This window comes from Papillibacter cinnamivorans DSM 12816 (assembly GCF_900176335.1).
GTDB classification, from domain to species: Bacteria; Bacillota; Clostridia; order Oscillospirales; family Oscillospiraceae; genus Papillibacter; species Papillibacter cinnamivorans.
Window position 1 is genome coordinate 228,865 of record NZ_FWXW01000004.1, and the last position, 18,970, is coordinate 247,834.

At 57.5% G+C, this 18,970-nt stretch carries 19 protein-coding genes; 11 read left to right on the forward strand and 8 right to left on the reverse strand.

Annotated elements, in window-relative coordinates; all coding sequences use genetic code 11:
* Window positions 1-12: 12 nt before the first annotated feature.
* The 6 genes from mnmA to B9A13_RS07980 all read right to left on the reverse strand — a co-directional run bounded on the left by mnmA (window position 13) and on the right by B9A13_RS07980 (window position 5,959).
* Window positions 13-1,080 carry a tRNA 2-thiouridine(34) synthase MnmA gene (gene mnmA, locus B9A13_RS07955; protein WP_084234615.1) on the reverse strand — a complete coding sequence of 356 codons (1,068 nt, stop codon included), beginning with the start codon at window positions 1,078-1,080 and terminating at the stop codon, window positions 13-15.
* Window positions 1,070-1,993 carry a quinolinate synthase NadA gene (nadA, locus tag B9A13_RS07960; protein ID WP_084234616.1) on the reverse strand — a complete coding sequence of 308 codons (924 nt, stop codon included), beginning with the start codon at window positions 1,991-1,993 and terminating at the stop codon, window positions 1,070-1,072. Before nadA ends, mnmA begins: the two co-directional genes overlap by 11 nt.
* Window positions 1,990-2,427 (reverse strand): Fe-S cluster assembly scaffold protein NifU, encoded by a 438-nt coding sequence (gene nifU / locus B9A13_RS07965; RefSeq protein WP_084234617.1) that lies wholly within the window; start codon window positions 2,425-2,427, stop codon window positions 1,990-1,992. Before nifU ends, nadA begins: the two co-directional genes overlap by 4 nt.
* A 51-nt stretch (window positions 2,428-2,478) precedes the next feature.
* Window positions 2,479-3,666 carry a cysteine desulfurase NifS gene (nifS, locus tag B9A13_RS07970; RefSeq protein ID WP_084234618.1) on the reverse strand — a complete coding sequence of 396 codons (1,188 nt, stop codon included), beginning with the start codon at window positions 3,664-3,666 and terminating at the stop codon, window positions 2,479-2,481.
* Window positions 3,667-3,731: 65 nt separating this feature from the next.
* A complete protein-coding gene (cysK, locus tag B9A13_RS07975; protein ID WP_084234619.1) occupies window positions 3,732-4,664 on the reverse strand; it encodes a cysteine synthase A in 933 nt (310 codons plus the stop codon).
* Window positions 4,665-4,666: 2 nt separating this feature from the next.
* On the reverse strand, window positions 4,667-5,959 hold the full coding sequence (locus B9A13_RS07980; RefSeq protein ID WP_242942819.1) for an O-acetylhomoserine aminocarboxypropyltransferase/cysteine synthase family protein: 1,293 nt from the start codon (window positions 5,957-5,959) through the stop codon (window positions 4,667-4,669).
* A gap of 414 nt (window positions 5,960-6,373) precedes the next feature.
* On the opposite strand from B9A13_RS07980, the gene B9A13_RS07985 reads away from it, so the two are divergent.
* From B9A13_RS07985 to B9A13_RS08035, 11 genes are all read left to right on the forward strand, one after another.
* Window positions 6,374-7,708: a sigma-54 interaction domain-containing protein gene (locus tag B9A13_RS07985; protein WP_084234620.1), complete on the forward strand. Its 1,335-nt coding sequence runs from the start codon at window positions 6,374-6,376 to the stop codon at window positions 7,706-7,708.
* Window positions 7,709-7,953: 245 nt separating this feature from the next.
* Entirely contained in the window at window positions 7,954-9,300 is a 1,347-nt protein-coding gene (locus tag B9A13_RS07990; protein ID WP_084234621.1) for an aspartate aminotransferase family protein, read from the forward strand.
* A gap of 161 nt (window positions 9,301-9,461) precedes the next feature.
* Window positions 9,462-10,784 (forward strand): APC family permease, encoded by a 1,323-nt coding sequence (locus tag B9A13_RS07995; protein WP_084234622.1) that lies wholly within the window; start codon window positions 9,462-9,464, stop codon window positions 10,782-10,784.
* Window positions 10,785-11,124: 340 nt separating this feature from the next.
* Window positions 11,125-11,850, forward strand: a complete 726-nt coding sequence (locus B9A13_RS08000; RefSeq protein ID WP_242942820.1) for a DUF434 domain-containing protein — start codon at window positions 11,125-11,127, stop codon at window positions 11,848-11,850.
* Window positions 11,851-11,872: 22 nt separating this feature from the next.
* Window positions 11,873-12,259 carry an MmcQ/YjbR family DNA-binding protein gene (locus B9A13_RS08005; protein ID WP_084234623.1) on the forward strand — a complete coding sequence of 129 codons (387 nt, stop codon included), beginning with the start codon at window positions 11,873-11,875 and terminating at the stop codon, window positions 12,257-12,259.
* Window positions 12,256-12,513: a TfoX/Sxy family protein gene (locus B9A13_RS08010; RefSeq protein ID WP_084234624.1), complete on the forward strand. Its 258-nt coding sequence runs from the start codon at window positions 12,256-12,258 to the stop codon at window positions 12,511-12,513. Before B9A13_RS08005 ends, B9A13_RS08010 begins: the two co-directional genes overlap by 4 nt.
* Window positions 12,514-12,550: 37 nt before the next feature.
* The gene (locus tag B9A13_RS08015) at window positions 12,551-13,075 is read left to right on the forward strand and encodes a GNAT family N-acetyltransferase (protein WP_084234625.1); all 525 of its coding nucleotides are present in this window, start codon (window positions 12,551-12,553) and stop codon (window positions 13,073-13,075) included.
* A gap of 33 nt (window positions 13,076-13,108) precedes the next feature.
* Complete coding sequence (locus B9A13_RS08020; RefSeq protein WP_242942821.1) at window positions 13,109-13,939, forward strand: VanW family protein; 831 nt, start codon at window positions 13,109-13,111, stop codon at window positions 13,937-13,939.
* Window positions 13,940-13,954: 15 nt separating this feature from the next.
* On the forward strand, window positions 13,955-14,788 hold the full coding sequence (locus tag B9A13_RS08025) for an endonuclease VIII (protein ID WP_084234626.1): 834 nt from the start codon (window positions 13,955-13,957) through the stop codon (window positions 14,786-14,788).
* An 18-nt stretch (window positions 14,789-14,806) separates the two neighbouring features.
* Entirely contained in the window at window positions 14,807-16,018 is a 1,212-nt protein-coding gene (locus B9A13_RS14100) for a GNAT family N-acetyltransferase (RefSeq protein ID WP_159448069.1), read from the forward strand.
* On the forward strand, window positions 16,018-16,485 hold the full coding sequence (locus tag B9A13_RS08035) for a VOC family protein (RefSeq protein WP_084234718.1): 468 nt from the start codon (window positions 16,018-16,020) through the stop codon (window positions 16,483-16,485). The genes B9A13_RS14100 and B9A13_RS08035 overlap by 1 nt, the downstream gene beginning before the upstream one ends.
* Window positions 16,486-16,558: 73 nt before the next feature.
* On the opposite strand, the gene B9A13_RS08040 is transcribed toward B9A13_RS08035, so the two are convergent.
* Entirely contained in the window at window positions 16,559-16,732 is a 174-nt protein-coding gene (locus tag B9A13_RS08040; RefSeq protein ID WP_084234627.1) for a FeoB-associated Cys-rich membrane protein, read from the reverse strand.
* Window positions 16,733-16,750: 18 nt separating this feature from the next.
* Window positions 16,751-18,907, reverse strand: a complete 2,157-nt coding sequence (feoB, locus tag B9A13_RS08045; RefSeq protein ID WP_084234628.1) for a ferrous iron transport protein B — start codon at window positions 18,905-18,907, stop codon at window positions 16,751-16,753.
* Window positions 18,908-18,970 lie beyond the last annotated feature (63 nt).

Below are 18,970 nucleotides of genomic sequence, written 5' to 3' on the forward strand. Positions count from 1 at the left end.
AAAGAGATTGGGTCAGCGGATAGTGCCCCCGCCCATGACGACGTCGCCGTCGTACAGCACTACCGCCTGCCCTCCTGCGACCGCACGCTGGGGCTCGTCGAAGACGAGATGCACTTTGGTCTCGCCGGTGGGCGAAACGGTTGCCCGCTGCTCCGGCTGCCGGTAGCGCACTTTCGCCTTGACGCGCAAAGTACCCGGAGGAGAATCAAAAGCGATCCAGTTGAAATCCACCGCATCCAGCTCTCTGGAAAACAGCTCTCCGTTTCTGCCGAGGATCACCGTATTGTCCTCCGCTCTCTTTTCACGCACATACATCGGTTCTTTCAGGGAAAGACCGAGTCCCTTCCTCTGGCCGACGGTATACCGGATGATCCCCCTGTGCTCCCCGAGGACATTTCCGCTGCTGTCGAGAAAGCTCCCGGGGTGCCAGGACCTGCCCGTGCGGCTTTCTATGACCGCGGCATAGTCGCCGCCGGGGGCAAAGCAGATATCCTGGCTCTCGCGCTTGTCGGCGTTGACAAAATCTTTCTCACGGGCAATATCACGGATTTCCGCCTTCCGCAGGTTTCCCAGAGGAAACTGCGTATGGGAAAGCTGCTCCTGGCTCATAAAATACAGAACATAGCTCTGGTCTTTGGTATCGTCCGCCGCTTTTTTCAGAAGACGGCGTCCGCTTTCCGTTTCAATACGCGCGTAATGGCCGGTTGCAATCCATCCGCATCCCAGCAGCGAAGCGCGTCGGAAAAGCTTGTCGAACTTCATGTAGTGGTTGCAGTCGATACAGGGATTGGGCGTCGCTCCCGCTTCGTAAGCGGAGATAAAGCGGTCGATGACCTGCGTTTGGAAGTCGTCCGTAAAATTGAAAACGTAGTACGGTATGCCGAGGCGGCAAGCGACGCTCCGCGCATCCTCCACGTCGTCAAGAGAGCAGCAGGATTTCTCGCCCGGTATGCCCGCATCCTTGTTGTCAAACAGGTGCATGGTTGCCCCGATACAGTCGTATCCCTGCTCAGTCATCAGATAAGCCGCGACGCTGGAGTCCACTCCGCCGCTCATGGCGATCAGCACCTTACGGTTCATTGCCCAGCCTCAGCATGGCGTCGATGCACCTTCCGGCTCCGGCGATTGTATCGGGATCCAGGTGGATTTCCTCTCCGCCGGCACCCTTCACGCAGTTGTATACATCGGCGAGGGTGGTGAGCTTCATGTTGTGGCAGACGCAGTCCTTCGACAGCGGATAGAACCGCTTGTCCGGGTACTGAAACTGCAGGTGCTGTACGATGCTGTTTTCCGTGCCGATCAGAAATTCATTATTTTCACTGGTTTCCGCATAGGAGAGGATGCCCGTGGTGCTGCCCACGTAGTCGGCAAGGGCGGTTACCGAGGGATGACACTCGGGATGCGCGAGAAGAAGCGCCCCCGGGTGGGCCTCCCGGGCCTTTTCCACGTCCTTTGCTGTCATGCGCAGATGCGTCGGGCAGCCGCCGCGGACCAGCCGGAGGTTCTTTTCGGGGACCTGCTTTGCCACCCAGTCTCCCAGATTGCAGTCCGGAAGAAATAAAATATTGGGGTTTTCCAGCTTCCGGATGATCCTGACGGCCGAGGAGGAGGTTACGCAGATGTCACAGGCGGTTTTCGTCTCCGCAGTCGTGTTGATGTAGGCAACGACGGTATAGCCCGGGTACATTTCCTTCATCTGAAGGATCAGATCCTTGTCCGCCTGGTCGGCCATGGGGCAGCCCGCCTGGGAGTGGGACAGCAGCACGGTTTTTTCCGGAGACAGGATTTTCACCGTCTCGGCCATAAACCGGACGCCGCACATCAGCATTGTCTTCTGCGGCGCTTCCGCGGCCTTCCTGCTCAGGCCGAAGGAGTCGCCCACGTAGTCGGCCGCTTCCCAGATGTCCTGGCTCTGATAGGCGTGGGCCAGGATGCAGATATCGTTTTCCCGTTTCAGACGCAGGATTTCGTCCTGCATATCACGTGTATTCATTTCTGCTTTTCACAGTGTCCGCAGGTTTCGCAGTCGGGAAACAGGGAGCGGTCGTACCCGATTCCGTTTTTATTGTAATAATCCATAACCGCAGCCTTGATCGCTTCTTCGGCAAGCACCGAACAGTGCATTTTGTGTGCCGGGAGCCCGTCCAGGGCCTCCGCCACCGCCTGGTTCGTGACAGCCAGCACCTCGTCGAGGGGTTTCCCCTTGATCATCTCGGTGGCCATGGAGCTGGAGGCGATGGCCGAACCGCAGCCGAAGGTTTCAAACTTCGCGTCTTCCACCGTTTGGTCCTTGATTTTCAGATAGATTTTCATGATGTCGCCGCATCTGGCGTTTCCCACCTCGCCCACGCCGTCGGCGTCTTCGATGATGCCTACGTTCCTCGGATGGGTGAAATGATCCATGACCTTTTCACTGTAGAGTGCCATAACGAGTATCCTTTCCGTTTATAACATAGAGTTAAACAATTTTTAGTGTTTTCATAACATGAATTTCCGCTTGCCGCATTCAAGGTCCCGCCAGACGGGAGAAATGCTCCGCAGATAGGAAACCGTCTCCGGGACGACCTTCAGGATATATTCGATTTCCTCCGGGGTATTCTCCTCGTTTAAGGAAAGGCGAAGGGAGCCGTGGGCGATTTCATGGGGCCTGCCGATGGCCAGCAGTACGTGGCTGGGTTCAAGTGAGCCGGAGGTGCAGGCGGAACCGGAAGAGGCGAAGACCCCGGCCCTGTCCAGAAGCAGCAGCAGCGATTCCCCCTCAATGCCTTCGAAGCAGAAATTCACGTTTCCCGGAAGCCTCCTCTCCCGGTCCCCGTTTAAAATCGAGTGGGGAACGGCGGACAGCCCGGCGATGAGCCTGTCCCGGAGGGAGGAGACTTTGGCGGAGTTTTCCTCCATGTGTTCGCAGGCCTCCTCAAAGGCCGCCGCCATGCCCACGATGGCGGGGATGTTTTCCGTCCCGGCCCGCTTTCCCCGCTCCTGGGCGCCTCCCTCGATGATGCTGGTGAGGGGGACGCCTTTTCTGGTGTAAAGGACGCCGATCCCCTTGGGACCGCGGAATTTATGGGCGGACAGGGACATAAGGTCGATGTTCTCCCGGTTTACGTCGATAGGCAGATGCCCCGCGGCCTGCACCGCGTCGGTGTGAAAGAGGACGCCCCGCTCTCTGCAGACGGCCCCGATCTCGGAAACCGGCTGTATGGTGCCTATCTCGTTGTTGGCGTACAGGATGGTTACGAGGCAGGTGTCCTCCCGGATGGCGGAAGCGACCTCCCGCGCCGTAATGACGCCGTTTTCGTGTACGTCCAGCAGCGTGATTTCAAAGCCCCGCTCCCGGAGCCTGTCCAGCGTGTGCAGCACCGCGTGGTGTTCGAAGGCCGTGGATACGATGTGCTTTTTGCCCTTCTTTTCCCCCAGCGCGGCGGCGGACAGGATTGCCTGGCTGTCGGCCTCGCTGCCGCCGGAGGTGAATGTGATCTCTTTCGCCTGGCATCCGATTTGCCCCGCCATGGTCTCCCTGGCTCTCTGCAGAGCCTCGGCGGCCGCCTGGCCCACCGAATGAAGGCTCGAGGGGTTGCCGTAGGTTGTTTCCATGTACGGCAGCATGGCCTCGATTGCCCTGCGGCTCATCTTTGTGGTTGCTGCGTTATCTGCGTATACTGTCATAAAATTGCTCTCCGTTTTCTCGCTCCGCACGGCGGTACGACGTCGTACCGCCGTGCAGCGCTGCTCTAGTCCGCAAACAGCGGGGTGGATAAGTACCTGTCGCCGGTATCGGGCAGTATGGCGACGATCGTACTGCCCCGGGCTTCCGGGCGTTTTGCCAGCTTTATGGCCGCCCAGACGGCGGCGCCCGAGGAAATGCCCACCAGGACGCCCTCGGACCTGCCGATCATCCGGCCTGTAGCAAACGCGTCCTCATTTTCCACCGGGACGATCTCGTCGTAGATAGCGGTATTCAACACCTCCGGCACAAAGCCGGCGCCGATCCCCTGAATTTTGTGAACGCCGGCGACACCTTTGGAAAGGACGGGGGAAGCTGCAGGCTCCACCGCCACAATCTTTATTTTGGGATTTTTTGATTTCAGATATTCGCCCACGCCCGTGACGGTACCCCCGGTGCCGACGCCGGAAACGAAATAATCGATCTTTCCGTCCGTATCCCTGTAAATCTCGGGTCCGGTCGTCTCAAAGTGGACTCTGGGATTGGCCGGATTGACAAACTGGCCGGGAACGAAACTGCCGGGTATCTGCTTTGCAAGTTCGGCGGCCTTTGCGATGGCTCCCTTCATTCCCGCGGCGCCCTCGGTGAGCACCAGCTCCGCGCCGTATGCCCGCATCAGCTGGCGGCGCTCCACCGACATGGTCTCCGGCATGACAATGATGATGCGGTAGCCTCTCGCCGCAGCGGCCGAGGCAAGGCCGATGCCGGTATTCCCGGAGGTGGGCTCGATGATAACGGAACCTTCCTTTAACAGCCCCTTCTCCTCCGCGTCGTCGATCATAGCCTTGGCGATCCTGTCCTTGACGGAACCCGCGGGATTGAGGTATTCCAGTTTGGCGAGGATTTTCGCCTCCAGGCCCAGCGCCTTTTCAATGTGCGTCAGTTCCAGCAGGGGTGTTTTTCCGATGAGCTGATCTGCGGACGTATAAATATTTGACATGGTTACGCCTCCTTAATTGCTTCAAAGCCGCGGGACAGGTCCGCCAGGATATCGTCGATATGCTCGGTGCCGATGGAGAGCCTCACGGTGTTGGGCTGGATACCGCTCTCCAGAAGCTCCGCTTCGGTAAGCTGGCTGTGAGTGGTGGACGCGGGATGGATCACCAGCGACTTGACATCCGCAACGTTTGCCAGCAAAGAAAAGAGCTCCAGGCTCTCGGTAAATTTTTTCGCGGTCTCCGCGTCTCCCCAGATTTCGAAGGTAAAAATAGAGGCCGCGCCCTTAGGGAAATAGCGGTCGTAAAGCTCTTTTGCACTGCCTTTTGCGAGGGAGGGATGGTTGACCCGCTTCACCTGAGGGTGGTTTTTCAGAAACTCCACGACTTTCAGCGCGTTTTCCACGTGGCGCTCCACCCGGAGGGAAAGCGTCTCCAACCCCTGAAGAAGCAGAAAGGAATTGAAAGGGGAGAGTGCCGCGCCCTGATCCCGCATGAGCGTGGTCCGGAGCTTGACAATATACGCGAGATTGCCGCAGGCCTCGGTAAATATCACTCCGTGATAGGATGGATTGGGTTTGGAAAGGCCGGGAAATTTTCCGCTACGCGCCCAGTCGAAATTGCCGGAGTCGACGATAACGCCGCCCATTACCGTGCCGTGCCCGCCGATGAACTTCGTGGCGGAATGGACGACCACGTCCGCCCCGTGTTCGATCGGCCGGAGCAGGTAAGGCGTTGCGAAGGTGCTGTCCACGATAAGCGGTATACCGTGGGCATGGGCGATCCCGGAGACAGCCTCCAGGTTGATTGCGTCGGAGTTGGGATTTCCCAGTGTCTCCGCAAAGAGCAGCTTGGTGTTGGCCTTTATCGCCGCCTCAAAGTTGGACGGATCCGAAGAGTCTGCATAGGTTACTTCAATTCCCTGTTCGCGCAGGGTGTTGGAAAACAGGTTGCGGGTTCCGCCGTAGAGATTTTGAGCGGATACGATATGATCTCCAGCCAGGGCGATATTCTGAACGGCGCAGGTGATGGCGGCGGAGCCCGACGCGGTGGCGAGCGCTCCGGCGCCTTTTTCCAGCGCGGCGATCCTGGTTTCAAAAACGGATGTGGTGGGGTTTGTCAGCCGGGTATAGATATTTCCGCTTTCGGTAAGGCCGAATCGGCCGGCTGCCTGGGCGGAGTTTTTAAACACGTAGGAGGTCGTTGCGTAGATAGGCACAGCCCTGGCGTCGGTGGCGGAGTCCGGAGATTCCTGACCCGCGTGAACCTGCAGAGTTTCGAAATGATAGGATTCTTTCAATGGACTTACTTCCTCTCGTTTAAATGTTTTGGCGGCCGGGTAACATCGGCGCATTCGCCCGAAACGGAAGTTTGTCCGCAGAAGGAGTTCAAACAGCAACTGCATATTACCTACCTCGCTACTAGTTTAATAGGATAATAACACAGCCGCTTAATAATTACAACAAAAAAATTATAATTTATATAAATAATTCGGATTTTACGTTTTCGGGCAATGAATTTGGAAATGCGCCCTTGAAGCGCCGGCTGCTGTGATATAATAACTTCACAGCAGCTGCGATAATTTGCCCGCTCCCCGGGGACATGGCGGGCTGAAAAGCCGCTGCCGGCCTGTCCGCTGCCGAATGTCCCGATATCCCCAATTCGCCGGAAGCGGCCGTACTGTTTCCAAAAATCAACGACAGGATGTGAGCATATGAAAGAAAGCCGCCGGCATTTTTCTGAGATTTCGGACATTCTGCGCTGTTTTGACTATGTGGACGAAGCGGTGAACATACTGGACAGGGACGGCGTTTTCCTATACGCCAACAAGAAGGTGGAGGATCTGTACGGCCTGAAGCGGGAGCAGATTATCGGACACGATATCGTGGAGCTGGTAAACCGAAAGGATCTCAAGATCTTCGACGTGATGGAAAGTGGCAAGCCCATGGTGGACTATGAGTTTTCCGCCGTACTGAGAAACGGGAACAAGGCTTACTTTTTAAACAACATCTATCCGGTATTTGACGAGGCCAATGAAGTGATCGGCGTATGCGACATCTACAGGTCCTATAAAAGATCCATTTCCGCCGTAAATAAAATCCTGGGGTTTCATGCTACCTACCGATTCCAGGACATTATCGGGGACAGTCCCGGCATCCATCGGGCGGTGAAGCGTGCCAAGGATTACGCCCTTACCAACAAGAATATCCTGATTACGGGAGAGAGCGGGACGGGCAAGGAGCTGTTTGCCCAGGCGATCCACAACTACAGCAAGCGGTGCGAGGGGCCCTTTATTGCCGTCAACTGCGCCAGTTTTCCGGCGGAGCTCATCGAAAGCGAGCTGTTCGGCTATGAGGAGGGCGCCTTTACCGGCGCGAGAAAGGGCGGCAACATCGGTAAATTCCAGCTGGCGGACGGCGGGACGCTTTTTCTCGACGAAATCGGCGAAATGCCCATCCACCTGCAGGCAAAGCTCCTGCGGGCGGCCGAGTCCAAAACCATCCTGCGCATCGGAGGCAGGAGCGAGATCCCCGTGGACGTACGGGTGATTTCCGCCACCAACCGGGATCTTCTCAAAATGGTTCGGAACAACGAGTTCCGCACCGACCTGTATTACCGGCTTTCCACATTCAGTGTGGAAATTCCGCCCCTGAGAAGCCGGACGGAAGACATCCTGGCTCTGGCGGTGTATTTTCTCAACCGGACCGCGGCGGAGGACGAAAACGGTCCCAAGACGTTTTCCGCAGAAGCGGTGCAGGAGCTGCGCCGCTACTCCTGGCCGGGTAACGTGAGGGAGCTGGAAAACGTCATTTACCGGATTGTCATCAACTGTAAAACCCCCGTTATACAAAGCGAGGATGTGGTGAACAATTTCGGATTTGCCAGGCTGGAATCCGCGTCGGCGGAGCAGAGGACAAAGCCGGAGAAAAAAGTCGGCCCGGAGGAGCTCCGCGGCGCGCTGGCCGCCACGGGCGGTAACAAGAAAAAAGCGGCCGAGCTTTTAGGGATCTCCAGGAGGACGGTATACCGGATTTTGAATCAAAGATAAAAAGAACTTTCAGATGTGCCGTGTGACATGACCCATGTGTCATGTCACACGGCACATGCCGCATGTCACGCATCGGATGACACGCTGCCGCCAAATTATGTACGTATATGTAAATGAAGAGAGATAGGACCGCACGGTTTTTTGTCACATACAATAAATGAAAGCGATAAAGCGTACTTGCGCTGTCTTGGCACCCGAATTGCATTCTGAAGTATACAGCAGGTAAAAAATGCAAGGAGGCAAGTATGAACCAGGAACAGTTTTACGAAGAGAGCATCCGGCAGTATGCGGCCCGGACGCCGAAATCCAAGGAAGCGTACGCCCTCGCAAGAGAGTATCTGGCCGGAGGGGAGACCAGATCCATCGCCTATCACAGACCCTATCCCCTGACCGTCCGCCGGGCCGAAGGCTGTAGGCTCTACGACGTCGACGGCAACGAATACGTGGATTTTCTGGGCAACTACACCTCGCTGATCCACGGTCATGCCCATCCGGAAATTACAAAACGGATTGTGGAAGCCGTGTCCGTCGGGACGGCCTGCCCCGCCGGGATCGAGGATCAGGTGGAGCTGGGAAGGATTCTCTGCGAAAGAGTCCCTGGAATCGAACGGATTCGGTTCTGCAACTCCGGGACGGAGGCAACCATGTTTGCCGTGCGGGCGGCCAGGGCTTTTAAGCGCAGAGACGGGATCATCAAAATGGAGGGCGGATATCACGGGACCGCGGACTTTGCGGAATTCAGCATCGCGCCTCCGGTGGATCCCAAGGTCAAACGGACCGTCTTTGAGCCGGTACCGGAATCCTTCGGAATACCGGTAAATGCCGGCCGGGATCTGTTTATCGCACCGTTCAACGACCTGGATGAGGTGGAGAACATCCTGAAAAAGCACCATCCGGAAATTGCCGGCATCATCGTGGAACCGGTTTTGGGCGCCCTGGGCGTCATTCCTCCGGCGCCGGGATACCTGGAGGGGCTGCGCCGTCTGGCGGATACATACGACGTGCTCCTGATCTTCGACGAGGTCCAGACCCTGCGGGTGCACTACGGAGGCGCCCAGAGCAAATACGGTGTCACCCCGGATCTCACCGCCGTGGCGAAGATCATCGGCGGTGGGCTGCCTGTGGGCGGAATCGGCGGAAAAGCCGAGGTCATGTCCGTATTCGACCCGCTGAAAAAGGAGCACCTTTCCCAGAGCGGCACCTTCAACGGCAACCGGGCCACCATGGCGGCCGGCATCGCCTCCATGGAGCTGCTCGACCGCGGGGCTATCGACCGTCTGGAACGCCTGTCCGAACGGCTGGAAGCCGGAATGGTGAAGGCCATTGCCGACAACGCCATCCCCGCCACCGTTACCCGGGTGGGCTCGCTTCTGAACCTGCACTTCACCGCCGAAAAGCCACACGACTATCAGAGCGTACTGAATCCGCACTTCGACAAGCTGCCCCTGTACCATCTGGAGATGCTCCGCAGGGGGTATTTCCTGGCGGTCCGCGGCACGTGGGCCCTCTCCACCGTTATGAGCGAAAAGGAGATCGACGGAGCCGTGGCGGCCTTCGGGGAAGTCATGGAAGAAATGAGGCCTTTATTTTAAAAACGTAAGTACCTGAATACGGAACCCATCGTCCGCACGTCGGCGCAGCGGTATGTCGCAATACGGGACGGGAGGTCAGACTTTATGCCGGCAATGGCGCCGGTGTGGCTCGCTTTCCGTCTGTTGGCATGCCCTTTTAATCTCAAACGGAGGGAATCATTATGGAAAAGAAAGGTCTTGAGAGAAATATCGGCGTCATCGGAGGCTCCGCAATCCTCATCGGCTATGTCATCGGAGCGTCTATCTTCGTCCTGCCTGGCACGGTCGCGGCCGAGGTCGGGCCCTCGGTCTGGCTGAGTTATATCATCGCCAGCATCATGGCGATCCTGTCGGCTCTCATCGCCGCGGGGATGAGCGGCGTATTGGCCGTTCCGGGAGCCTCGGCGGAATTTGTCAGGCGTACGTGGGGCGAAAAAATGTCATTGGCTTACGGCATCTGTTATCTGTTTATCGCGTGCCTGTCATTGGCGCTGGTGGCCTACGGCATGGCCTATTACGTCCAGGCGCTTTTTCCCGGTGTGAGCATTATCGCGGTGGCCCTCGTCGCTCTCGTCATAACCGGAGTTTTCAATCTCAGCGGCAATAAAGTTCTCACCGCCATACAGACCGCTTCGGTAGGATTGCTGGTGGTGGGCATCGCCGTCTTTGTCCTGGGCTCCGTGCCCCACATCGACGTGTCAAACCTCACACCCATGTTCCCCGTGGGCGTATTTCCGGTGATTGCCGCCAGCGTCACCCTCTCCTTCTCTTACGCGGGCTTTACGGCACTGGTGGATCTGGGAGGGGAGATCAAAAATCCCGCGAAATCCCTTCCGAGGATTCTTGTGATTTCCGTGGCCGTCGTTACGGTGCTGTATGTGTTCATATCCCTCGCCATGGTGGGAACGGTTCCGTATGCCGAGCTGGGAAACGGCGCGCCGGCCTATCTGGTTGCCACCCGGTTTTTACCCCCGGGTTTTGATGTAGCCATCACCCTGGTGGCCATCATCGGCTCCTATACCACCCTGTTCGCACTCATTCAGGCAAACTCGAGAATTCTCTATAACCTGAGCGAAAACGGTTACTTTCCCTCCGTATTCACAAAGCTTTCGAAAAACGGTATCCCCTATAACGGCGTGGTTCTCATCACCATCGTGGCTATTATCATGCTGGTGCTTTTGACCTCGCTGATCCAGTACGCCAACATCATCGTCTTTCTGCTGGTGGGCTTTTATGTGCTGTATGCCGTGGGCATGCTTCGGATTAAAACCAAAATGCCGGAGGAATATAAAAACGCCACCTTTAAATTCTCCGGAGCCGGCTTTTATATCTGGCCGGTTGCCCTGATTGTGGGTTCGGTCCTCTATGCCATAGTAGTGGCCAAGTCAGACACCCAGGCGCTGATTGTGGGTGTCGTGGCCGCTGTGGTGATCTACGCGGTTTCCGCTTTGATTATCGCCCGAAAAAAGAAAAGCGCCCGGGACACGGCAAAGGATAAGGTCTGACCCGCCGACCCGGAGGATTCCGAATTTTTGTCCCAAAGCAGGAACCGGCCGCCCGATCCGCGGGGCGGCCGGTTCCTGCTTTGTATGAAAATGCGCTTGAATACTAAACTTCAATAAAAATGTTGATAAAACAAGTGAAATAGCATGGTTGTCTCCCGCCTCCGGCGGGGGACAACCATATGTCTTGTTTCATCTTTTTTATTTGGAAATAGCATATGGCCGGAGAAAAAGTATTTGCGTTGAAGGAGCGGTCCGAAAATGGTAAGATATTGGTAACCGCGGATGAAAACGGCGGCCTTGCCGATCAGCAAAGGCTGGGGAAATCGGCGGAAAGCGCGGGATGGGTATGGAGAAAGCGAAAAAAAGGGGATATTCGCCGGAGGACGAGCGGGAGTTTGCCCCTCCCGCCCTGAAGACGCTCCGCCGTGCGGCCGGGGAGCTCTGCTTCCTGTTAAATCGGGGGTACCCGATGAAGGCCGCTTCCACTTTCGTGGGAAATCATTACCTCCTGTCTCAGCGGCAGCGGGTCGCCCTGACGCGCTATGCCGCGCCGGAGCGGAATATCGCCCTGCGGAAGGCAAAGCAGGTGGATCCGATGACCCTGGCGGGCGGGACGGTGCACATAGACGGATTCAATGAGATCATCACTCTGGAAGTCGCCCAGTCGGGCGCCCCGGTTTTCCGCTGCATGGACGGGACCTTCCGGGATCTGGCGGGCCTCCGGGGGACCTATCGGCTCATCGGAAAAACCGACATCGCGGTGCGCCTGGTTCTCTCCCGGCTGAAAAAGTACGCGGTGAAAAAGGCCGTGTTCTGGCTGGACGCGCCGGTGTCCAATTCCGGGGCCCTCAAGGTCCGGATAGCCGAAATTGCGGAGGAAATGAACTTTGACGCAGAAACTGAGCTGTCGGGAAGCGTGGACAAGACGCTCTGCGATCTGCCCAATGTAATCACCGGCGACAGCGTGATTCTGGACCGCTGCTCCGGCTGGCTGAATCTGAACGAGGAGATGATACCCGGGATTCCGGAAGCCTGGATCATTGATTTGACGGAACGAGAATTATGAAAAGATTTAGGGAGGAGCGCGTATGAACCGGTATCAGTGGCTGGAGGAAACCCTCCTGAAAATGCCCGGAGCGGAGCGTGACTACAAAGAGGAATGGGGCTGGTTCCGCTACCGGGTGGGCGGCAAGATGTTCGCAGCCACCTGCCGCCCGGGGCCCCAGTATAAGGGCTACGACTGTCGGGAACTGATTAACTTAAAATGCGAGCCCCGCCTCGCCGAGCTTTTCCGGAAGGAATATCCCGACGTGATACCGGGGTTTTACTGCGACAAGCGCTGCTGGAACTCCGTCTTTCTGGACGGAGAAGTGCCGGACGAGGTGCTGCGGGACATGTGCCGCATGTCCTACGAGCTGGTTTTCGGAAAGCTCCCGAAAAAAGTGCGGATAGAATTGGGGGAGGGGCGGAAATGAGTGAACTGTCAAGCCTTCCGAATATCGGAAAGGGGATGGACGAGCAGCTTCGCGCCGTGGGCGTCACCTCCTTCGATGAACTGAAGACGCTGGGCAGCCGGGCGGCCTGGCTGCGGATCCAGAGCATCGACGAGTCCGCCTGCATCCATCGGCTGATGGGCCTGGAGGGCGCCATCCGTGGCGTGAGGAAATCGGATCTTCCGCCGGAAATCAAGGCGGAGCTGAGGGAGTTCTACACGGCTCACAGGCTGTGACGCCGGCGGATCGTTATTTCCAAAGGGGGCGGTTTTGATGAAGGCGGAACTGAGAAAATGGAATATCGGGGACGCGGAGAACCTTGCCCGCTTCGCCGATAATCCCAATGTCGCCTGCAATCTCCGGGATGCCTTTCCCCATCCCTATACCCTGGAGGATGCCAGGGCTTATATTCAAGGGTGCCTGTCCGGGGACGAGGCCCGGAAGCTTTGCCGCGCCATTGTGGTGGACGGGCGCACTGTGGGCAGCATAGGGGTATTTCTGGGCTCCGACGTGTACCGGAAAAGCGCGGAGCTGGGGTATTGGCTGGCGGAGGAATACTGGCGCCGGGGAATTATGAGCGCCGCGGTAAAACGGATCTGCCGGGAAGCCTTTGAGAAATACGACATTGTGCGGATTTACGCGGAGCCATTTGCACACAACCTCGGCTCCAGGAGGGTGCTGGAGAACGCCGGCTTTACCCTGGAGGGCGTCATGAAAAACGGGGTTTTTAAGAAAGGGAAGATATGCGACTACTGTATGTATGCCCTTTTCAGGCATGAGGTGCGGGAAATCCGATAAGAGCTGCTTCCGCGGCGAAAGGAGGCCGGTGAGTTGAGAGGAGAGGATCTGCGGTATAAAAAGCGCTCGGATTTCAGGCTGAAGTGCGGCGCTGCGTATTACACCATGCTCCGGTATGGCCTATGGCTGTCAGGGAAATACAAATTTGCAGAAACGACGGGTAAAGAGCGGCTCCCAGAACTCCAGACCTCCCATAAAACTCCTCTGCTGAGAAAACTCAAAGACGTGGACATGCGCTATCAGTATAACAAGATCCGGAATCTGGAGCTGGCGGTCCAAAGGCTGGACAAAATCCTCCTGCCTCCCGGCCGGACCCTGAGCTACTGGAAGTGCATTGGAAAACCCACCTACCGGAAAGGATACCTGGACGGCATCGTCCTGCACGCGGGCATGGTGGGGCACGGCTGCGGCGGAGGCCTATGCCAGCTTTCCAATCTCATCTACTGGATGACTCTGCACACCCCTCTGGAGGTGACCGAGCGGCATCGGCACGGCTACGACGTGTTTCCGGACTCGAATCGGACTCAGCCCTTCGGCAGCGGCGCCACCTGTTACTATCCCTATGGGGACCTGATGATCTATAATCCCACAAACAGGCCCTTTCAGCTGTGCCTTTGGGTGGGGGACGAATATCTGGAGGGGGAGTGGCGGTCCCTGGAGCCTCCGGAACATACATACAGAATTGTGGAAAAAGATCATGAAATGAGAAGCGAGTGGTGGGGAGGATTCAGCAGTCATAACAGGCTGTATAAGCAGGTTCTTACCCCGGATGGGAGGCTTGTGAGCGAAACTCTGGCGGCGGAAAACCACGCCATGATGATGTATTCCCCGTTCCTGCCTGAAAAAGCGGAAGCGGAGGTCTGAGAAGGAGGCGTTACCATGCTGGAAATACCGGAAAGCGTCAATCTGGCCCGGCAGCTGAACGATACGGTCCGCGGCAGGACGATTCAAAGGGCTGCCGCAAACGCGTCTCCTCATAAATTTGCCTTTTATCACGAAGACCCGGCAGGATATGGGGCGCTGCTGACCGGACAAACCATAGGGGAAAGTTTCGGGAGAGGCGCCATGGTGGAGATGCAAGCCGGGGACCGCCGCCTGGTGTTCGGTGACGGGGCGAACCTTCGGTATTATGAAAATGGGAAAGAGGCTCCGAACAAGCATCAGCTGTTCCTGGAACTGGAAGGCGGTTCCGCTCTGGTCTGCACCGTGCAGATGTACGGCGCGGTGCTGGCCTTTCTCGAAGGACAGTGCGAAAGCCGGTATTACCTGGCCGCAAGGGAAAAGCCCCAGCCCCTGAGCGGCGCCTTTGACCGGGCATATTTCGACGCATTGCGAGGCAAGGGCTGGGAAAAGCTTTCGGCAAAGGCGTTTCTCGCCACCGAACAGCGCGTCCCCGGGCTGGGAAACGGCGTGCTGCAGGATATCCTCTTTCATGCGGGAATTCATCCCAAACGGAAGATGGGAACACTGTCGGAGAAGGAATGGGACGGGCTTTTCCGATTGCTTAAGGAGACACTTGCGGAAATGACGCGTCTGGGAGGGCGCGATACGGAGCGGGATCTTTTCGGGCGGCCGGGAGGCTATAAGACCCTGCTGAGCAAGAACACAGTGGGCAAGCCCTGCCCCGTCTGCAAAGCGGAAATTCAAAAAGCGGCCTATATGGGAGGGACCGTCTACTGGTGCCCTGTCTGCCAGCCGCTTGAGGATAAATAATGCCTTAGGAGAATCGGAATGAAGAGAGAATTCATACAGGGGGAAAATGGGTACAGCATTCCCTGCGCCGGGGCGCTTTCCGGAAAAGAGAAGAGGGTCGTCCTCTTTTGCCACGGGCTGGGCAGCAGCAAGGAGAGCCCCGCGGTGCTGACCGTTTCTCCGGTCCTGCGGGAGCAGGGAATCGGAACCTTTGCCTTTGATTTTCCCGGACACGGGGAGAGCCCCGCGGACGGAGAGCGGTTCCGGGTGGAAAACTGCGTAAATGACCTCGCCGCGGTGGAAGCCCATGTGCGCTCGCTTTGCCCCGGGGCGGAGATCGGGTATTTTGCCTCCAGCTTTGGCGCGTATATCAATCTTATCTATCTTTCCACCCGCGCGCCTGCGGGGCGAAGTTCCTTTCTGCGCTGCGCAGCCGTGGACATGGCCGGGATTATGAAGCGCAACACAACGCGGGAACATGAGGCCCAGCTGGAAGTACAGGGATATGTCGTGCTGGACGGGGACTATGCCCGGCCGCTGAAAATCACCCGGGGCTTTCTGGAGGATTTGAGCGCTTATGACGTTTTCCGCCTGTACCGCCCCGGAACCGCCCGGCTGGAAATGATCCATGGGACGGCGGACGAGACGGCGCCCCTGGCCGACGCACGGCGCTTTGCAAATCATGCCGGCGCGGAGCTTCTGGAAGTGGAAGGCGCGGATCACCGGTTTCTGATTCCCGGGGGGATGGAAAGGGTTGCGGACGCGGCATTGCGCTTTTTTACGCCTTACGCTGCGGATACTCGGTGGGAGGTAAGAAGACTTGCCCGGATTGAATTGCCGGAAGCGCTGGAGCTCGCCTGGGAAGTGTTTTCGGAATATGTGGCGCCCGGATATTCGGAGGAAGGCATTCGCACTTTCCAAAGCGTATTGCAGAACCCGGAAACGACGGAAAACTTCTCATTTTACGGCGCTTTTGACGGAGAGAATCTGGCGGGAATGGCTGCCACGAGAAACGGGGGAGAGCACATTTCACTCTTTTTTGTCCGCACCCCGTATCAGGGCAAAAGAGCCGGAAGGGCGCTCTTTGGGGCGATGCGGAAAGACAGCCCCTCGGGCTGCCTGACGGTCAATTCCTCCCCCTATGCCCTCGCCGTGTATCGCTGCCTGGGATTTTCAGGGGATGGAGAGGAGCGGCTGCAGGACGGGATCCGCTATATTCCCCTGAGATACGGGAAAGGAAAAGAAGAATGATTCAATTTCGCTGTGCGGTATTGGCGGTAAAGGACGTCGAGGTTTCCAAACGGTTTTACGGGGAGCTCTTCGACCGGAAGGTGATTCTGGATCTGGGCAAAAACGCGACACTCGACGGAGGTTTTGCCCTCCAGGAGGATTTTCCGTGGCTCTTGGACCTGCCGGAGGACTCCGTGGTATGGAAACCGCATAATATGGAGCTCTATTTTGAGGCGGACGACTTTGACGCCTTTCTGGAAAAACTGAAGCGTTTTGATGTCCGGCTGGTTCATCCCCCCAAAAAGCATGAATGGCAGCAGAGGGTGGTCCGCATCTACGACCCGGACGGGCATATCGTCGAGATTGGCGAATCCATGGCGGTGATCGCCCGCAGATATCTGGCGGAAGGGTATTCCGTTCATGAAACCGCTCAAATCATTCAGCATCCGGCGGAATTTGTGGAGCTGTGCAGGACGGGTAAATTGTAATAACAGAACGGGGTGTGGATATGAAAATCCGCACCCCGTTTTTTAAAATGATCCGGCAGCCGGCTGATTCGTTCTAATGTCTACCGCAGACGGAGGAATTGGAGCAGCCGGAGCACCCGTATCCACAGCCGGCGGATTTTCCGGCCTTTTTCTTTTTGATGAGGTTGGCGGAGATCAGCACCAACGCGGTAAACAGGACCGCGCTGATGAGAATGGTAGCGAGGTTTTCAATGAGTAAGCTTAACATAGGAATTTCTCCTTTTATTTATGCCCTTGCCCGGACCGAGCTCCGGGGGGCGGGGACGGATTCTTCTTGATAGGGACGAAGCAGAAGATAGAGGAACACGGCTGCCAGAAGGATTGCCGCTACAGTGCCGATTCCGAAGCCGCCCCCGGTGAAGAGGGATCCCAGCTGGTAGATGCACAGAGAGACCGCGTATGCGAAAGCCGTCTGATAGCCGATGGCGATGAAGGTCCATCCTGCGCTGTTCATCTCACGCCGGATTGCGCCGATGGCGGCGAAGCAGGGGGCGCAGAGAAGGTTGAACACCAGGAAGGAGTAGGCCGCCAGGGGCGTGAAGCTGGCCGCCAGGGTCCCCCAGTATTCCGCGCCGTCCTCCGCCACCTGGGTGAAGCCGTACAAAACGCCGAAGGTTCCCACCACGTTCTCCTTGGCCACGAGGCCGGTGATGGCGGCCACGGACGCCTGCCAGCTGCCCCAGCCCAGAGGCGCAAAGAGGGGAGCGATGGCGCTGCCGATGACAGACAGAAATCCGTCGCCGAGATCCTCCACCATGCCCAAGCGCCCGTCCACGACGCCGAAATTGGAGGTGAACCAGATGAAGACGGTGGACAGCAGGATGATGGTGCCCGCCTTCCGGATAAAGGACCAGCCCCGTTCCCACATGCTGCGCAGGACATTGCTTACAGTGGGCCAGTGGTAGGCGGGAAGCTCCATGACGAAGGGGGCGGGGTCCCCCGCAAAGAGCCTTGTCTTCTTCAAAAGAATGCCGGAGGTGACGATGGCCGCGATGCCCACGAAATAGGCGCTGGGAGCCACCCACCAGGCGCCGCCGAACAAGGCCCCCGCGATGAGGGCGATGATTGGAAGCTTGGCCCCGCAGGGGATAAAGGTGGTGGTGATGATGGTCATCTTCCGGTCCCGGTCGTTTTCAATGGTCCGGGAGGCCATGATGCCGGGAACGCCGCAGCCGGTGCCGATGAGCATGGGAATGAAGGATTTCCCCGACAGGCCGAACTTGCGGAAGATCCGGTCCATGATGAAAGCGATCCGGGCCATATAGCCGCATGCCTCCAGAAAGGCGAGAAAGGCGAAGAGTACCAGCATCATGGGGACGAATCCCAGCACGGCGCCGACCCCCGCCACGATGCCGTCCAGAATCAGGCTCTGGAGCCAGCCCGCGGTTCCCACGGAGACGAGGAAGGATTCAATTGCGGGGGGAATAATCTCGCCGAAGAGCACGTCGTTGGTCCAGTCGGTCACCCAGGCCCCCACCGTGCTCACCGAGACATAGTACACAACGAACATTACCGCGGCAAAGATGGGAAGCGCCAGGAATCGGTTGGTCACCACCCGGTCGATTCGGTCGGAGAGGGACAGTTTTCCCTGGGATTTTTTGCTGCAGCAGTCCCGGATGATAGAGGCGATGTAAAGGTAACGCTCGTTGGTGATGATGCTTTCGGCGTCGTCGTCCATCTCCGCCTCACAGCTTTGGATATCTTCCTCGATATGTGCCAAAAGGGGTTCGGGCAGTCCCAGCTGCTCGCGCACCTTCGCGTCCCGCTCAAAGAGCTTGACGGCAAACCAGCGCTGCCGGCCCCCCTCCACTTTGCCATGGGCCGCCTCCTCGATATGGGCGATGGCGTGTTCCACGCTGCCGGAAAAGGAGTGCTGCGGCACCATGGGAACGCCTGCCCTGGCAAGGCGCACCGCCTGCTCCGCGGCCTCGGCGACGCCTGTCCCCTTCAGGGCGGAGATCTCCACAACCGGACAACCCAGTTCCTTGGAAAGCCTGTCTATGAATATCTTGTCGCCGCTTTTCTGCACCACGTCCATCATATTCACCGCCACCACCATGGGGATGCCCAGTTCGGTCAGCTGGGTGGTGAGGTACAGGTTCCGCTCCAGGTTGGTGCCGTCCACGATGTTGAGGATGGCGTCGGGCTTTTCCGTTGTCAGGTAATTTCTGGCTACCACCTCTTCCAGGGTATAGGGGGAAAGAGAATAGATCCCGGGCAGGTCCGCGATCATCACGTCCCGGTGGTTTTTCAGCCTGCCTTCCTTTTTTTCCACCGTGACACCCGGCCAGTTTCCCACGAACTGATTGGAGCCGGTCAGGGCGTTGAATAGGGTCGTCTTGCCGCTGTTGGGATTGCCGGCCAGGGCGATCTTGATTGACATGGGTAACCTCCTCGCGGTAAAGTTTAAAATACATTAAGGTTAGTCACAACTAACATACGGGGC

Bases quoted from the DNA above. Each gene is read 5' to 3' on its own strand.
- mnmA (WP_084234615.1), bottom strand. From the start codon at position 1,080: ATGAACCGTAAGGTGCTGATCGCCATGAGCGGCGGAGTGGACTCCAGC.
- nadA (WP_084234616.1), bottom strand. From the start codon at position 1,993: ATGAATACACGTGATATGCAGGACGAAATCCTGCGTCTGAAACGGGAA.
- nifU (WP_084234617.1), bottom strand. From the start codon at position 2,427: ATGGCACTCTACAGTGAAAAGGTCATGGATCATTTCACCCATCCGAGG.
- nifS (WP_084234618.1), bottom strand. From the start codon at position 3,666: ATGACAGTATACGCAGATAACGCAGCAACCACAAAGATGAGCCGCAGG.
- cysK (WP_084234619.1), bottom strand. From the start codon at position 4,664: ATGTCAAATATTTATACGTCCGCAGATCAGCTCATCGGAAAAACACCC.
- B9A13_RS07985 (WP_084234620.1), top strand. From the start codon at position 6,374: ATGAAAGAAAGCCGCCGGCATTTTTCTGAGATTTCGGACATTCTGCGC.
- B9A13_RS07990 (WP_084234621.1), top strand. From the start codon at position 7,954: ATGAACCAGGAACAGTTTTACGAAGAGAGCATCCGGCAGTATGCGGCC.
- B9A13_RS07995 (WP_084234622.1), top strand. From the start codon at position 9,462: ATGGAAAAGAAAGGTCTTGAGAGAAATATCGGCGTCATCGGAGGCTCC.
- B9A13_RS08000 (WP_242942820.1), top strand. From the start codon at position 11,125: ATGGGTATGGAGAAAGCGAAAAAAAGGGGATATTCGCCGGAGGACGAG.
- B9A13_RS08005 (WP_084234623.1), top strand. From the start codon at position 11,873: ATGAACCGGTATCAGTGGCTGGAGGAAACCCTCCTGAAAATGCCCGGA.
- B9A13_RS08010 (WP_084234624.1), top strand. From the start codon at position 12,256: ATGAGTGAACTGTCAAGCCTTCCGAATATCGGAAAGGGGATGGACGAG.
- B9A13_RS08015 (WP_084234625.1), top strand. From the start codon at position 12,551: ATGAAGGCGGAACTGAGAAAATGGAATATCGGGGACGCGGAGAACCTT.
- B9A13_RS08025 (WP_084234626.1), top strand. From the start codon at position 13,955: ATGCTGGAAATACCGGAAAGCGTCAATCTGGCCCGGCAGCTGAACGAT.
- B9A13_RS14100 (WP_159448069.1), top strand. From the start codon at position 14,807: ATGAAGAGAGAATTCATACAGGGGGAAAATGGGTACAGCATTCCCTGC.
- B9A13_RS08040 (WP_084234627.1), bottom strand. From the start codon at position 16,732: ATGTTAAGCTTACTCATTGAAAACCTCGCTACCATTCTCATCAGCGCG.
- feoB (WP_084234628.1), bottom strand. From the start codon at position 18,907: ATGTCAATCAAGATCGCCCTGGCCGGCAATCCCAACAGCGGCAAGACG.